The following is a 14,126-nucleotide window of genomic DNA, read 5'->3' on the forward strand; positions in this document are numbered from 1 at the left end:
TAGGTTGGCACAGTACAAACCAATGTGGTGATAAGAATTTATGGCAACAGTTACGATTACAGAATCGGCGCAAGAGTATTTAGCCGGGCTTTTGGCCAAGCAAGAGGTAGAAGGTATGGGCATTCGCATGTTCGTATCCACTCCCGGCACGCCGAAAGCGGAAACCTGCATTGCATACTGCAAGCCTGGCGAAGAAAAGGAAGACGACGAAATTGTCGAGTATGCGGGCTTCAAAGCCTATTTTGAGGGGCGCAGCCTGCCGTTTTTGGAAGATGCCAAGGTGGATTATGCCTCCGACAAAATGGGTGGCCAGCTCACCATTCGTGCCCCAAACTCTAAGATGCCTAAGGTAACCGATGACAGCCCCTTGGAAGACAAAATCAACTATGTGCTCTACAACGAGGTTAACCCTGGTCTAGCAGCACACGGTGGAGATGTGTCCTTGGTTGAGCTAACCGAAGATAGATACGCAGTATTGAAGTTTGGTGGCGGCTGCCAGGGATGCAGCGCGGTGGACATCACCTTAAAAGACGGTGTTGAAAAGACGCTGATAGAGCGTGTACCGGAGCTAGCCGGTGTAAAAGACTCCACTGACCATACGGATACCACCAACGCTTACTACTAGGTACCAAAAGTGCTCTAAGTATCAAAAGTACTCAGCGCTAGAGCCCGATGACAGAGAGCCCCGGCGCGATGTGCCGGGGTTGAGCCCATGGGTAGATGCTTTGAAGGGCGTTTAGTCGTCGAGCGGAATGCTGTGCTGTAGAAGGGTTTCCAGGAATGGGGTGGTAGCAGCCAGATTGTCGGTAGGGGGAGCCAGTTTCGGCCCTTTCGCAGTCCAGTAAAGATTAAAACGCTGGTATTCGTTATTGCCGAAATGGTCTGGTGTTACCGTGACTATCTCCAGGGCGCTTTGCTCCAAAAGCATGTCATCGGCCATTAAAGGGATGAGTTCCTTAACTGCACGATTTTCATCCAAGGGTGCTGGGCTCACTAGAAATACGTAATCTCTATCCATCAATCCTGCCAACCGAATGCTGCACGAGGGGATCCAATCTTCCTCGTAATCCTGCATTTGGGACGTATCATTACCTTGCCACTGCTCGCTCATTTTCCCTGCTCCTATTGATCAAAGGCACAGTAGCCCCAACCGAGGCTGGTTAGGGTTGCTAAGTCCGTGCTGCGAAAGCTTAAGCTTTAAGAAACTAACAATTTTAATAGACGATCACTACTGGCTATATAAAACCTAATTAATAAGCGGTCGTATTATCGGTATGAACTGCACGCCAGGTTGATTTGGGTGCCGACTAAAGTCGATGATCATGACGTTAAAAAGTGCAAAGTGGCGCCGAAATGTTGATAAGTTCCGGCGCCAGGAGGGGTTAGCGAGAAGGCAGGATGTCTTTTAGAGAGTCGCGCATCTTTAACAGTGACTGCTCGGTGGTATCCCAGTCGATGCATTTGTCGGTGATGGACACGCCATATTTCAAATCGGATAATTTCTCAGGGATAGCCTGATTACCGGCGCCAATGTTACTTTCAATCATCAAACCGATAATAGACTTATTGCCTTCGATAATTTGATTGGTTGCGTTCTCGATCACAAGCGGCTGCAGCTCGTGGTTTTTATTCGAGTTGGCGTGAGAACAGTCAATCATAATGTTCTCGGTAAGGCCGGCCTTAGCCAATTCTTTTTCGCACATGGCAACACTCACTGAGTCGTAGTTCGGCTTGCCGTTGCCCCCGCGCAGCACAACGTGGCCATAGGAGTTGCCGCGTGTGTGAATTACCGATACTTGTCCGTCGCTGTTAATGCCCAGGAATCGATGTGGATTGGCGGTGGACTGGAGGGCGTTAATAGCTACGGTGAGCCCGCCGTCAGTGCCATTTTTAAAGCCCACGGCGGATGACAAACCACTGGCCATTTCGCGGTGTGTTTGAGACTCGGTGGTGCGCGCGCCAATGGCCGACCAGCTGATCAAATCTTGCATATATTGTGGCGATATTGGATCCAGCGCTTCGGTGGCAGTGGGCAGGCCGAGCTCGGCAATGTCTAGCAGCAACTTACGGCCGATGTGCAAGCCTTCGTCGATTTTAAACGAATCGTTAATGTAAGGATCGTTGATCAGACCTTTCCAGCCAACGGTGGTGCGAGGCTTTTCAAAATACACCCGCATTACAATAAACAGTGTGTCGTCAACCTTTGCGGCTAGCGTCTTCAGGCGCGCGGCATAGTCCATGGCTGCGTCGACATCGTGAATCGAACACGGCCCGATAACCACCATCAAACGGTGATCTTTGCGGTCTAGGATGTCACGAACGGTATTGCGGCCATTCTGCACGGTGTCCAGAGCGTCTCCGGCCAGCGGCAGCTCCTGTTTAATACCGTTGGGTGTCACCAACAGCTCCTGTGATACTACGTTCAAATCGTCTATAGCTTGGCTCATACTGGTGCCTGTTTTTGCTTTTTAATAATAGTGTTGCTGTGTGTTTTCTACTCGTCATCAAGAATCCGCCTAAAATCGGTGTTCTTAATCGGGGGAGGCTAAACACTGGGGGCATACGGACGTTTTGCAAGTCAACGGCCAAGTAAAGTGGGTGAGGCCACTACCTCTGGCTTCGCTTAATGGCTTGGGCTTAGCCGTCACCACATCAGCGCCAGGCCGCACGGGCTTGGGGCATACGTCTTAAATGCTCCATAGGGCTAGCATAATAATCCAATTTGCGGATGGATATTAACCCCTTATGGCCATTTAGTTGTCGCAAGTGTCAGTGGCCACCGTGTGAAGTTGATCAATTAACGGGAAATACAGCGCCGTAACTACTGGTGTGGCGGGTTCCATGGTTTGGAACAGATTTGCGTATTTGCTGAGTTGTGGCTGGTAGTGCGCAGCCTCGCGTTGAAAAAACGCTTCCAGGCTTTCCTCCGCGAAGGGTTGGCTGGTTTTGTAATCGATGATCCAACGCTTGCCGTCGTCGATGAAGGTGCGGTCGACGATGTAGAGTTTGTCGTTTATTGCGTCGATCAATTCTAATTCGCAGGCGGCGTCTTGGCGTTGGCTGCTAAGCAACCAGCGGGCGTTACTGGATTGAAGCAGTTGCTGGGCAATGCGCACGATGTCTCTACTGAGCTGTTTGGTCTCAAAGGCACCAGCCTGCTGGAGCCAGGCGGCAACGGCCGCTCGGTAATCGTCTAGGGCGTCTGCTTGCCAATGTTCTATGCCTTGCTGGGCCATAATCTCTAGTAGCTGATGCAAGGCGGTGCCGAACGCGCGGGCTACTTTGTTTTTGTAGGGTGCTAAATCCGGGGTGTTATCTTCGTCGTGATATTCCTGGCCTCGGTAATCGGCCAGTATCGCATCATGCTCCGGTATAGCCATATCACGTAACTGAGTTTGTCTTATTTTGTGCCAATCTGCCGGCGCTGTGCCGGGCGTTTTCCGGTTGTCTATGTCGACGGATGGGTGCAAGACCTGCATTTGCTCGCGGAAGATTGGCCAAATAGACGCCACAAGAGTATTGGCGGTGGGCTCCTTCGGCTGGTCGTTTTTGTCGTCCCAGTTCAATTGCGCCAGTAAATGCAGCTGTTTAATGGCTCGGGTGCAACCCACATACAAGAGCCGCACGGCTTCGTAGCGATTTTTAATTTTCTGCTCTTCATCTAAGAAGCGATACAAGCTCGGCGCTTTTTTATCCGTATTGGTGTCGATGGGGGCCATCAATAAAACGCTGTTGCCTTGGTGATCCAGGCGATTTTGCCAATACAGGAGCTCCTTATCGTCGGCGCGTGAGCCCTTATCCAGGGCTGGAATAATAACGTGGTCGAACTCTAGTCCCTTGGATTTGTGCATGGTCATGACATGCAAATTACCATCGGCACCCGCCGCTGGTGCCGCGTAGAGTTTATCCATAGCCAAATGAAACCCTTGCCAGTCGGTGAGGTAGCCGCCATCGTCGTAATTTTCCAATAACTGCCAAAAGGCTTGGATATTGTTCAAGTCGCTGGCAAAGGTCAGCCCACCCGCACCATTCAGTGCAGCCCAAACTCGCTCTACCCAAACCCGCAGGCGATGACGTCGTCTCTGCTGCCACGCAATGGTAAACACGTTTTGTAGCTGGGTTAGGCGCAGGCGTGTGGTGGGTTGCAATGGTTGCGCTGCAAAATCGGCGTTGATAAGCCAATCTATAAACAACGGATAGCGTGGAATTTTTGCCTGGAAAGACTCGGATACGATCAGTAATTCCTCCGGCGACAGCGCCGCCCAGGGGGATCGGAGAATTGCAAACCAGGCCAAGCTGTCGCTGGGGCGCAACAGTGCTTTGGTCAGCGACAGTAGATCAATAATGGCCTGGCGTTTTGCTAGTGGTTCTATGTCTGTGGCCTGCGGAATTAATCCTGCCTCGGATAGAGCTGCGTTAATGTCGTTCAGGTGGCCTCGGCCGCGTACCAGAATAGCGATGCTGTCGTTGGGACTTTTGGCTCGAGTTTGTTTAACAATATCGACCACGATTTGCGCTTCGCTGTTGCGCGAACCTGCCTCGTCCTGGTTTTGCACTAGGCCATAACAGTGTACGGGGGCAATATAATGTGCGGCACTATCGGCATCTTTAAAGGCGACGGCATGGTTGTACGTTACTGCACCGCGAGCAATATCGTCTTCAGCGGGGAAGGCGATATTAAAGGCGTTATTCACCCAGTCGACAACGCCGGCATCACTGCGGAAATTGGTCGTCAGCGCGCGAGCATCGGGTTTAATATCGCCAATACCATTGGCTTTTACCTCTAAAAATAAACCCACGTCTGCGCCACGAAACCCGTAGCAAGACTGCATGCCGTCGCCAACTAAAAACAAAGTGCGACCATCACCCGGCTGCCAGCCCGCTGTCAGTCGGGTCAGTAGGTCTAGTTGAATTTGCGATGTGTCTTGGAATTCGTCCACCAAAATATGTCGAATTTGATGGTCGAGTCGAAGTAGGATTTCTGAGATGTCTTCTGGGTCCAGTGCAGACACTGCCGCCTGGCTGATCTCTGTGAAGTCTACCGCGCTAATTTGGGCAAAATGGGTTTTTAAATGTCCCACCAATAACGGCAAGAGCAGCGTCAAGTGCTCCAAAAATTGCCAGGCATTATCGGGGTAGTGGTTTGGTGGAAGGCGTTTTATTAAAGCCAGTTGAGACTCCAAGCCCTCACAGGCATGGGCTGCTTGCAGCACTTCATTGGCGAGTATTTTATAGGGTTCTACCGCGTCCTTTTCGGCTTTAGTTTTACCTGCTGGCAGGCCAGTTTTTTTATCGAACTTTTTGCGGTAGCTGCCTGTGGCGGTGAGTAGTAATTCAGCAACTGCCCGCCAGCTATTAAGTGCCTGGGCTTCATTCGGCGGCAGGTCGTCTAGTGATGCTAGCTCGGCAATGGCGCTGTCACTTCCGGCTTGGCGAAGGTTGTTGCCGCAATAATTTGCCAGCCGAATTAGGTCGCCGGCAAAGGGCAGGCACAGGTTTCGGCACACCGTAAGTTCATCGCAAATAAGCTGATTGATATTGTCTTCGAGCAGCTCTCGGCGATCTCGACTGGACACGACCAGCGGCAACCATTGATCGCGTTTTTGCAGCAAAAGGTAAAATAGATCTTCCAGCCGCTGGGTGTTGCCATCCAAAGATAACAGCAGTTGCTTCAGCGCTTTGTGATAAACGCTGGGTGGTTTTTCCAGCCATTGCAGAGTATCTCTGGCCGCTTGTCGATAGGCCTGCTCGGGCAAGTCCAAATTGCCCAGGCCAACACCCACGCCAGCGGCCATGGGCAATTGGTTGGTGATTGAACGACAAAAGCCATCTATGGTGGTGATTTTTAACCGGGCCGGGTTATTAAGTAGCTGCCAATTAAAGCGTTGGTCTTGTTCCAATGCAGCGCGGGCAAGTTGCCAGGTTTTACCGCCATTGGCGTCCTCGGGGCAGGCATTGGCGGAGCAGTGTTCCAGCGCCGAAATAATTCGTTGCCGCATTTCTGCAGCGGCTTTGCGAGTAAAGGTAATACACACAATTGCCTCTGGGTTCTCCACCGTAGCGAGTAAGGCAAGTGTACGTTGCGTCAATAAGCTGGTTTTGCCCGAGCCTGCCGGGGCTGTTACCACAAACGATTTATGCACAGCAATGCACGCGTCGCGCACCGCCTGATCTTCAGGGAATTTTTGCTCAAGCATTGTGGCTAACCTCCGCGGACCAAAGACGGAAGTTGTCGTTTATTTCTTGCAGCCGGTTGATGCCTAGGTAATCGGTTTGGTATTGCACGGTGGCGTTGTCGTATATGTGGTTATAGGTGATGCCGCTTTTGAATTCGGCCACGGTTCGGTTTAGGTCTGCTAGCCAGTTGGCTTTCAGCGTTGGCCAATCGGTTTCGGCGATTTTCTCCGCTTTTTGGACCCCAGTAATATCCACAGAGAGTTCACCAACGCCATCGAATTTTTGCTGTTTGCCATTCACTACGGCGAAACTGACTGCGGCTATTTGTTCTGGCCAAAAGCAGGCATAGAGAGGCAGTTGCGGTGCCACTAAGCGTTCGGGTCGCCATTGTTTACTGGAGCTGGTGGCGCCGGATTTATAATCTAAAATAACGTATTCTTGCTCGCCGGTTTGATCAATGCGGTCAAACTGCAGCTTAAAAATTATGCCTTGAATATCAGCTTCAATGGCTTGTTCGATTTGCGTGACGTTAAAATCCGGGCGTGTTTTTTCCACCGCTAGCCATTGATTTATGATGGCGGTTTGCCGTTCCTGCTCGACTAATTTTCGCTCCGGGGTTAATTGCTCGTGCTGGCCTGGTAGGTTTTCTATGGCGTCGGCCACGCAGCGGCTAATTAGCCTTACTAGGTTTTCTTCATCGAGTTGTAGCAGATTTTCTTGGCAGTTTACTTGTTGCCAAAAGCTGGCCAAAGCCGCGTGGGTTATTTGTCCTCGCAAGCTGGCCGAAAGATGGTGTTCGATGGCCGGAATAGGGCGCAAGTTAAGGCGATAACGACAAAACGCATTAAAGGGCATCGCTGCTTGCCATTGGATGACCGATACGCCACCGGACTGCTGTTGCTTTGCGGTGTTTATGGACGGTGCCGTGGCACAGTCCACCCAGCTATGGGTGCTGGTGGCGAACCAGTTGGCGGTGAGTTGCTGCCAGTCGGTTTTGGGAGGCTCTGGCTGTTGTTCACATAATAAGGGTAGGTCGTTTATTAATCCGCTGGGGTTTAGTTCGCTTTCCCCGTCGGTTTCACTGCTGGAAAACACCACCGTTGGCGCGCAGTGTTTCAGGCGCTGGGTAAGGGATTGTGCGTACTCCAATTGTTTACCGGCGCTGGCATTGGGCATATTGTGTTGGCGCTGTAGCTCTATCGGTAGCAGCGGGTTAGGAGAAGGCGGTGGTGGCCAAGTTTGATTGTCGCAATTTAATACCCAACAATAGTCGAAATTCAATGCGGCACCCTCTAACGCCCCCAAAATTTGAATGGGAGAATCCGGTGTTTTTGCTTGGAAGGGTGTGCTTTGAGCTAATTTAAGCAGCTCGGCTAGACCATCTTCGAAGCTCAGCCTACTGCGAACCAAAGTGGTACTGGTAAATTCCTCAAGCAAGCTCTGAAATTGGCTGACTTGCTGGTATTCCACACTGTCCAATCGTCGCCGGCCGGGCCAACCAAGCTGCTGCAAGGTGGACAGCAGAAAATCCATCCATTGGCTAGGCGCTGCAGCCGACCTATGCAGTCGTATTTGCTGGTCAATATCGAGCATAGTAGGTAAAAGTTCGGAGTTTTCTGTTTGCTCCAATGCGCGTCTGAGCATGGTGCTCGAGATAAACTCCTTGGGGTATTGATATAGGCGGTTTAGCGCATGGCCGGCTTCTACGGCATGGTCACAGGCTATCCAAAAAGGCGACGAAAGCAGCGCGCAAGCGCTATCGAAAGGTATTTGGCCAGACATCCATTTTAGTAAGGCAAAGGCATCAGCGATAACCGGTGCGCTGGCCAGTGGGGTGCCCGCGGAAAAGTTAAACGGTAGGGTGTATCTTGGCTGGTTAATATCGTAAACGGTTAGTTCAAATGTTTCGCTAAAGATTTGCTCTATCTCATTGCGGATTTGCCCTAGGTTGGGGGCGATAATGCCAATAATCACATCGCTGTCGTCGGCTAAAATCTTTTTTGACCAAGCGGATGCAGCGGCTATCTCAGTTGCGCGATTCGGCCAGCGTTGTTGGCTTAGGCTTTGTTTTGGTTGTGCACTTGGGGCGTGCTCAACGAGTTTGTTTGCAGCTGTCTGTAACAAGCAATGTGTTAGAGGAGCGATATCGTCGAAGCCGAGCAGGTGCAGCTCCGTCAGAGTTGCTAGCTCGCCGTTTTGCAACGCGTGCAGCAATATTTCTTGTTTCTGTTCGGGAATTAACCAGCGGTTGCTTTTTAACTGTTCATCAAAACGGCGAAACCATTTTTGAAAAAGCCCGTGTACCGGATCGTTATCGCTGCATTGGCCTACGCCCAATTGCCATAACATCAGGTTTCGATAGGCCGCATCAGCTTGGGCATAGAGTTGATCGGTTTTTACCAGCGGTAGGGCGTCGATGTCTGCGTCAATAATGGTTTTCCACAGCGCTAGCCGCTGCGCCGAATTTAATACCACACACTGCGTTACTTCGGCGATGCCTGCGCGCAGTAATTGTTGCCATTGATGGTCGATCCAGGTGTTGATGCTGTACAGGGCAGGAGCTTTTATTACTTGCTGGTGTTGGCATGTGGCTTGCGCATATGCAGCGCGCATCTTTGCGCATTGTCTTGCATTGGCCGTGATTATGGTTTGGCCATTTTCTAATAGCGTATAAAACGGTTTTATGTCAAAAAGCGCCGGCAAAGGTATCCCCTTATTAAACACAGCCACAAAGGCCATTTGGGGCTAGAGTATAACGACTTATTGGCGCAGGGGAGTAGCCAGAACCTTAAGGACGAATTTTAGCGATAAGGGAATGGGGAATATCGGCGAGCCGAGCCCTAAAACTTCGGGCTCGGATAGCTTGGCAGGTGGTGCTTGCCGCTGTACTGCTGGCTCAGAGGCTTGCGTGACAAATTACTTGGAAGCCATGCGCTGTTTAAAGTCGCGTACCGCATTGTTGAATTTTCCGGCGATGGATTCCATTTCGGAAACCATAGCATTGTGCTTACGATCATTACGTATGCAGCCAAGGTAATCGTTGGCCGCTTTCATATACGCTTGTACATCGTTCTTGGCCTTAACCATTTGCGGTGTCACTGCTTGTGCGGCATCCGGCACGACTGGTGCGTCCGGTCGGCTACAGGACCAAGCAGCGTTGGTAATCATTAAGCCGCCGATTAAGGCGCAAGTTTTAATGGTGCACTTCATTGAGTCTTTCTCCCTGAGCAAAGGTGCAAAGTGTTAATCTTTGCCATTGAAATTAGCACAAGGATTTCGGGTTCGCCTGGGATGAGAGTTTTCTAAAGTATGACCACGGACCAGTTTTTAGTGAACCAAGAGCTCAAATATTCTATCAAAAACATAGGGTTACGTGGCTCTTGGGTGAAGAGGCAGCGATAGGTTGGCGCGCTAGAATTTGTTGCAATAGAATGACGCTTATTTTGATAAATTGGTAATAACAAGGATTCAGCCCTACGAGCAATGGCGTTACCTGAGTCAATCCAGTGGGCAACACCCGGTAAACACTGACTTAATTCTGGCTGCAGCAAAGGAAAATGCGTGCAGGCCAATACCACCGTATCCATAGTTTTATGGTCTGGTTGCGCAAACCGCTCTAGTTCGTTGGCAAGCTCATCTGCGTGCACTGTGCCGCCCGCCAGCTTTGCCTCCGCCATATCCACCAGCCTTCGGCTACCGATTTTTATAACATGGCAATCCGGTGCAAATTGTTTAATCAGGTCGTCGGTGTAGTCGCGGGCCACGGTGCCGGGTGTGGCTAATAACCCGATGGTTTTACTGGCACTGATTGCTGCGGCAGGTTTTATGGCCGGTACAACGCCCACAACCGGTATTGCAAGCTGGTCCCGCAGTGCGGGCAGTGCTGCGGTGCTCGCGCTGTTGCAAGCGATGATCACAAGATCTGCTGCCGTAATTTGTACTAGGTGTTGAAGTACGTGGCATATTCGTGCGACTAGATCTTGTTCGGACTTCGTGCCGTAAGGAAAGTAGGCGTTATCTGCGGCGAAGGTGATGTTGCAGTTAGGTGTTAGAGCTACGATTTCTCGGGTTATGGTCAGCCCGCCTACGCCAGAGTCAAACACCAAGACATTGGGCAGGTTGGGATTGCTGTAGTCTTGGGTGAACGATTGCAACTATTTAGCCCTTGCGTGTTGTGTATTGAGGAAATTCGAACTGAGGAATATCAAATGTGTTCCTAAGTGCCGGCATAATAAACCGAGCGCTGTTGGAAGCCAAACTGAGCCCTTATTATGACTCCCTATACGCGACAGTATTCGCTAAGATATCGACTTACAAACGCAGTATAACGCGCGGAAAACCGCTATTTTTCGGGAGAAATATGATCGTTTTTTATACTTTGGCAGGATTGGTTATCGGTGTTTTGAGTGTGGTTGCGGGGTATTACCTGTGGCAGCTCCATTTGCAAAAACAGCGTATTAAATTTGCTCAACAGCAATCGCTCGAGGAGCAGCAAGCTAAACGCAAAGAGGTCAACAACAGTATCCAAATACTGGCCCGCGGCACTTTGCAAAATCAGCTCACTATAACCGAAGCCAGCATTCGCATCAGTGCATTGCTAGACAGCTTGTCGGTGCCCGATGCCGTGCGAGCAGAGTATCAAGCCTTTTATCTACTAGCCGCAAAAACGTCTCATATTCCCATCAAAGACAAGTGGAAAGCGTTAAGTAAGAAGGAAAAGTTTGAGTTTGATCGCGAGCGTGAGTCGCTTGAGTTCGAGCATGCCGATTCCATTACACTGGCCGCCAAAGGCATTTTGGGCAAAACGTTTTAGTTGCTCGCCAATCGCCGCGCCGAAAGCGGTTCGCCGCCCGTAAGAATAATTTTTTTGCTACCCGTGTTCACCTAAGTGGTGAGCTTTCAGCTAGCGTTTGCGCTGTAAAAACGCCCCGCATTCAGCGTGGTGGGTGTAGGGGAATTGATCAAACAATGCTAGCCGAGTGATTGAATGCGTCTGGGTTAATACATCTAAGTTTTCTGCCAGGCTGTTCGGATTACAAGAGACGTATAAAATATTATCGAAATCACTGACCAGTTTGCAGGTGTCAGCGTCCAGCCCGGCGCGGGGCGGATCCACAAACACGGTGGAAAAACGATAATCGGTTAGGTTGATTCCTTGAAGGCGCCTAAAAGGTCTAACTCCCGCAAAGGCTTGGGTGAACTCTTCAGCAGATAACCTGGCCACGGTTACGTTTTCTACCGCATTGGCTTTGATGTTGTAGTTGGCGCTGTTTACTGATGTTTTTGAAATCTCCGTGGCAAAAACCTGATCAAAATTTTGCGCCAGTGGTAGAGTAAAGTTACCGTTGCCGCAGTAGAGTTCCAGTAGGTCGCCGCCCAGTGCTTGGCTACATTGGCAGGCCCATTCCAGCATTTTGCGGCAGATGGTAGCGTTGGGCTGGGTGAAGCTATTTTCGACTTGCTGATAGCGAAATTCGGTTCCGTTTACGTCCAAGGATTCGGTAACGAAATCGTTGCCTAAGACAATGCGCTTTTTACGGCTACGGCCAATCAGCTCCAGTAGGCTTACTTCTGTCGCTAAGGATTGTTTGAGCTCGGCGAGAAACTCAATAGCTTGCTGCTGCCACGGCTCGTCCAAAGGGCGATGATAGATTAGGGTGATCAGAAGCTCGGCCGACGTGGTGCTCAAAAACTCCACTTGGAACAACCTGCGTTTAAAATCAGGTTGAGCTGCCAGTAGGTCTAACAGTTTTGGCATAGCAGCATTGATGGTTTTGCTGGCAACCGGGAAGTCCCTCATCAAAATTGGAGCTGCTGATTTATCGCCCGGTGGCTGCATGGCGTAAAAACACGCGTCACCCTGATGCCACAGTTTGAATTCAGCCCGCATTCGATAGTGGCTGGGCGGCGACGGGTAGGTCTCAAGCGCCGGTGGCGAGAAGCGTGCAAACTGCTCGGTTATGGCCGTCTGCTTTGCAGATAGTAGCTCTTGGTATTGCTGCGGTTGAATTTGATGAGTGCTCATGGGGCTCCTTTTATGTGGCGCAGAGTCTACCAGTTTCAATCCGAGTTCTAAACGATTGGCGCCCGCAGCGGTATGGTTTAAGGCAATCAATAATTAGGGGTATTTAATGGACAAGCTGACAATAAAAACCCGCGGCCAGGGGTTGCTGGCGATCACTGATCAGGTGAATCGATGCGTAGCTGCTCAGTCATTGCAAGAAGGGCTTTGTACGTTGTTCATTCAGCACACCTCAGCCAGTCTTATTGTTCAAGAAAACTACGACCCAAGCGCTCAGCACGATCTTGAGCAATGGCTGAATCGGCTGGTGCCGGAAAATGACCCGTTGTTTACACACACGTTGGAGGGTGCGGACGATATGCCCGCGCACATTAAGTCCGTGTTGACTGCCAGCTCACTGTCGATACCCGTAATCGGGGGTAAGCTAGCTCTTGGAACTTGGCAGGGGCTTTACCTGTGGGAACATAGGCACCATGGCGGCCATAGACAAATACTGGTGCACATTGCGAGTTAAGCAGGGGTGTTACAGGCAATTGGTGGGTTTCGGCAGTCCGGCAATTTTACAGGCTATTTTAGCTGGGCTCTCGGGGAACAGTTGCAGCAGGTAAATGCTGCTGGCTTTGTCTGTGCCCAGTTGAAGTTTAATCTGTTTCACCAACACCCGCATGGCAGGGGAAATGGTGAAGTCTTGATAAAACTGCCTGAGCAAATTAAGAATCTCCCAGTGCGCCGGCGTTAGGGTAATACCTTCTTGCTGGGCTAATTGATCTGCTACTTCCGGCGACCAGTCGTCTAAATGTAGTAAAAAGCCATTGTCGTCGGTAGCGATGGTATTGCTTTCTAGGAAGGTAGGCATTAATCAAACCAGCTTACGTTCTGTGGGTGTAGGGCTGCCAAATTGACCCATTCTTGATAATCGACGTAATGAATCATTTGGCTGCCGGTAGCTGCTTCGGGTACTCCGCGGGCATTTAGGTCGTCCATTAGAGCGTATATTGGGCAGTTTATCGCAAGTAGCTGCGCATGGCTGGTATGGTTGGGAAGTAGGCTATAAACACCATTGCCTACCAACAGCAGAGCATCGGTTTTTTGTGCAAGTTGGCAGGCGGTATCAAAACCGGAGCCCGGTTGAGGGTTGCAGCTAACAATGTGAAGAGTCATATCAAAAACACAGTACCGACTGGTGCTCGGCAATTAGGTCGTTTATTTCGCTGGCTGCCAATGGCTGGGCGGATATACACAGCGGTTGATTGGATAGACCAAGCTCTTTTAGCGTCTGAGCACAGATGTAGATGTTATCGATATCGTACAACGCCAATGCGGCCAGTAACTTTGAGTGGGGTTTTAAACCTACCGCCTCGCTGGCTTGGTTTTGCAGTAATTGAAATGCCCCTTGGCCTACAAAAAGTATTGATACCGGTTGTTCGAAGGCCGCGAAGGCCATCAATGCCTCCACGCCGTCGCGGGCGCTGCGTGAGCCAATTGGGGCGTGTTGCATGACAAATAGCGTGGATTTCTTATCGGCCATGGCGGTTCACCCAAAGGTAATGCAGCGGTCAGAGGTTTGGGTGGCGGCCATCAACTGACCCAGGCCGACTATCTCGAAGCCCTCTGCCAAATTTGCCAAGCGCACCCCGTGGCGCTTTGCTTCGTTTTCGTCAACTATGCCACGGCGGATGGCAGAAGCCACGCAAACGTAGAGTTTGGTAGCGTGGGTTTTCTGTAGTGCCTGCCAAAGCGAGGCCATATTGAGTTCATCCTGGGGCGGGGATGCCAAGGCGTTGGCGTTGTACACGCCATCCTGGTAGAAGAAAACTTGGCTCAGTGTATGGCCTGAGGCTAAGCAAGCAGTGGCAAACTGCAGCGCTCTATGGGCGGCTTCGTTATGGGGGGCGCATAGGACGGTGAGTGCGAAGTTCATGATCTA

General features: G+C 50.8%; 14 protein-coding genes. 3 read left to right on the forward strand and 11 right to left on the reverse strand.

The window, feature by feature from the left end; all coding sequences use genetic code 11:
* Nucleotides 1-40 precede the first annotated feature (40 nt).
* Entirely contained in the window at nt 41-625 is a 585-nt protein-coding gene (gene nfuA / locus ACGHM3_RS11670) for a Fe-S biogenesis protein NfuA (protein ID WP_345428153.1), read from the forward strand.
* Nucleotides 626-736: 111 nt separating this feature from the next.
* Here nfuA and ACGHM3_RS11675 read toward each other — a convergent pair whose 3' ends face one another.
* From ACGHM3_RS11675 to murI, 6 genes are all read right to left on the reverse strand, one after another.
* Nucleotides 737-1,111, reverse strand: a complete 375-nt coding sequence (locus ACGHM3_RS11675; RefSeq protein ID WP_345428155.1) for a hypothetical protein — start codon at nt 1,109-1,111, stop codon at nt 737-739.
* A gap of 271 nt (nt 1,112-1,382) precedes the next feature.
* Nucleotides 1,383-2,447: a 3-deoxy-7-phosphoheptulonate synthase gene (locus tag ACGHM3_RS11680; protein WP_345428157.1), complete on the reverse strand. Its 1,065-nt coding sequence runs from the start codon at nt 2,445-2,447 to the stop codon at nt 1,383-1,385.
* Nucleotides 2,448-2,753: 306 nt separating this feature from the next.
* A complete protein-coding gene (locus tag ACGHM3_RS11685; RefSeq protein ID WP_345428159.1) occupies nt 2,754-6,197 on the reverse strand; it encodes a UvrD-helicase domain-containing protein in 3,444 nt (1,147 codons plus the stop codon).
* On the reverse strand, nt 6,190-8,916 hold the full coding sequence (locus ACGHM3_RS11690) for a PD-(D/E)XK nuclease family protein (protein WP_345428161.1): 2,727 nt from the start codon (nt 8,914-8,916) through the stop codon (nt 6,190-6,192). The genes ACGHM3_RS11685 and ACGHM3_RS11690 overlap by 8 nt, the downstream gene beginning before the upstream one ends.
* A gap of 177 nt (nt 8,917-9,093) precedes the next feature.
* Nucleotides 9,094-9,387, reverse strand: a complete 294-nt coding sequence (locus tag ACGHM3_RS11695; protein ID WP_345428163.1) for a hypothetical protein — start codon at nt 9,385-9,387, stop codon at nt 9,094-9,096.
* A 92-nt stretch (nt 9,388-9,479) separates the two neighbouring features.
* Nucleotides 9,480-10,331, reverse strand: coding sequence for a glutamate racemase (gene murI / locus ACGHM3_RS11700; RefSeq protein WP_345428166.1), 852 nt, complete (start codon nt 10,329-10,331; stop codon nt 9,480-9,482).
* A 206-nt stretch (nt 10,332-10,537) separates the two neighbouring features.
* Here murI and ACGHM3_RS11705 point away from each other — a divergent pair, with 206 nt between their 5' ends.
* Complete coding sequence (locus ACGHM3_RS11705; protein WP_345428169.1) at nt 10,538-10,990, forward strand: DUF2489 domain-containing protein; 453 nt, start codon at nt 10,538-10,540, stop codon at nt 10,988-10,990.
* Nucleotides 10,991-11,080: 90 nt separating this feature from the next.
* Here the strand turns inward: ACGHM3_RS11705 and trmA are convergent, their stop codons facing one another.
* The gene (gene trmA / locus ACGHM3_RS11710; protein ID WP_345428171.1) at nt 11,081-12,202 is read right to left on the reverse strand and encodes a tRNA (uridine(54)-C5)-methyltransferase TrmA; all 1,122 of its coding nucleotides are present in this window, start codon (nt 12,200-12,202) and stop codon (nt 11,081-11,083) included.
* A 106-nt stretch (nt 12,203-12,308) separates the two neighbouring features.
* Between trmA and ACGHM3_RS11715 the strand changes: the two genes are divergently transcribed.
* Nucleotides 12,309-12,713 carry a secondary thiamine-phosphate synthase enzyme YjbQ gene (locus ACGHM3_RS11715; RefSeq protein WP_345428173.1) on the forward strand — a complete coding sequence of 135 codons (405 nt, stop codon included), beginning with the start codon at nt 12,309-12,311 and terminating at the stop codon, nt 12,711-12,713.
* Between the two features lie 9 nt (nt 12,714-12,722).
* Here ACGHM3_RS11715 and ACGHM3_RS11720 read toward each other — a convergent pair whose 3' ends face one another.
* From ACGHM3_RS11720 to tusD, 4 genes are read right to left on the reverse strand one after another with little or no spacing between them, the layout of a single operon-like run.
* Nucleotides 12,723-13,055 carry a TusE/DsrC/DsvC family sulfur relay protein gene (locus tag ACGHM3_RS11720; RefSeq protein WP_345428175.1) on the reverse strand — a complete coding sequence of 111 codons (333 nt, stop codon included), beginning with the start codon at nt 13,053-13,055 and terminating at the stop codon, nt 12,723-12,725.
* The gene (gene tusB / locus ACGHM3_RS11725; protein ID WP_345428177.1) at nt 13,055-13,360 is read right to left on the reverse strand and encodes a sulfurtransferase complex subunit TusB; all 306 of its coding nucleotides are present in this window, start codon (nt 13,358-13,360) and stop codon (nt 13,055-13,057) included. The genes ACGHM3_RS11720 and tusB overlap by 1 nt, the downstream gene beginning before the upstream one ends.
* A gap of 1 nt (nt 13,361) precedes the next feature.
* The gene (tusC, locus tag ACGHM3_RS11730) at nt 13,362-13,727 is read right to left on the reverse strand and encodes a sulfurtransferase complex subunit TusC (RefSeq protein WP_345428179.1); all 366 of its coding nucleotides are present in this window, start codon (nt 13,725-13,727) and stop codon (nt 13,362-13,364) included.
* Between the two features lie 6 nt (nt 13,728-13,733).
* Entirely contained in the window at nt 13,734-14,120 is a 387-nt protein-coding gene (gene tusD, locus ACGHM3_RS11735; protein ID WP_345428180.1) for a sulfurtransferase complex subunit TusD, read from the reverse strand.
* Between the last annotated feature and the right edge of the window lie 6 nt (nt 14,121-14,126).

The organism is Halioxenophilus aromaticivorans, assembly GCF_042850945.1.
Lineage (GTDB): Bacteria > Pseudomonadota > Gammaproteobacteria > Pseudomonadales > Cellvibrionaceae > Halioxenophilus > Halioxenophilus aromaticivorans.

What these genes read in the sequence shown, in the direction of transcription:
- nfuA (WP_345428153.1), top strand. Translation starts at nt 41, where the DNA reads ATGGCAACAGTTACGATTACAGAATCGGCGCAAGAGTATTTAGCCGGG.
- ACGHM3_RS11675 (WP_345428155.1), bottom strand. Translation starts at nt 1,111, where the DNA reads ATGAGCGAGCAGTGGCAAGGTAATGATACGTCCCAAATGCAGGATTAC.
- ACGHM3_RS11680 (WP_345428157.1), bottom strand. Translation starts at nt 2,447, where the DNA reads ATGAGCCAAGCTATAGACGATTTGAACGTAGTATCACAGGAGCTGTTG.
- ACGHM3_RS11685 (WP_345428159.1), bottom strand. Translation starts at nt 6,197, where the DNA reads ATGCTTGAGCAAAAATTCCCTGAAGATCAGGCGGTGCGCGACGCGTGC.
- ACGHM3_RS11690 (WP_345428161.1), bottom strand. Translation starts at nt 8,916, where the DNA reads ATGGCCTTTGTGGCTGTGTTTAATAAGGGGATACCTTTGCCGGCGCTT.
- ACGHM3_RS11695 (WP_345428163.1), bottom strand. Translation starts at nt 9,387, where the DNA reads ATGAAGTGCACCATTAAAACTTGCGCCTTAATCGGCGGCTTAATGATT.
- ACGHM3_RS11705 (WP_345428169.1), top strand. Translation starts at nt 10,538, where the DNA reads ATGATCGTTTTTTATACTTTGGCAGGATTGGTTATCGGTGTTTTGAGT.
- trmA (WP_345428171.1), bottom strand. Translation starts at nt 12,202, where the DNA reads ATGAGCACTCATCAAATTCAACCGCAGCAATACCAAGAGCTACTATCT.
- ACGHM3_RS11715 (WP_345428173.1), top strand. Translation starts at nt 12,309, where the DNA reads ATGGACAAGCTGACAATAAAAACCCGCGGCCAGGGGTTGCTGGCGATC.
- ACGHM3_RS11720 (WP_345428175.1), bottom strand. Translation starts at nt 13,055, where the DNA reads ATGCCTACCTTCCTAGAAAGCAATACCATCGCTACCGACGACAATGGC.
- tusB (WP_345428177.1), bottom strand. Translation starts at nt 13,360, where the DNA reads ATGACTCTTCACATTGTTAGCTGCAACCCTCAACCGGGCTCCGGTTTT.
- tusC (WP_345428179.1), bottom strand. Translation starts at nt 13,727, where the DNA reads ATGGCCGATAAGAAATCCACGCTATTTGTCATGCAACACGCCCCAATT.
- tusD (WP_345428180.1), bottom strand. Translation starts at nt 14,120, where the DNA reads ATGAACTTCGCACTCACCGTCCTATGCGCCCCCCATAACGAAGCCGCC.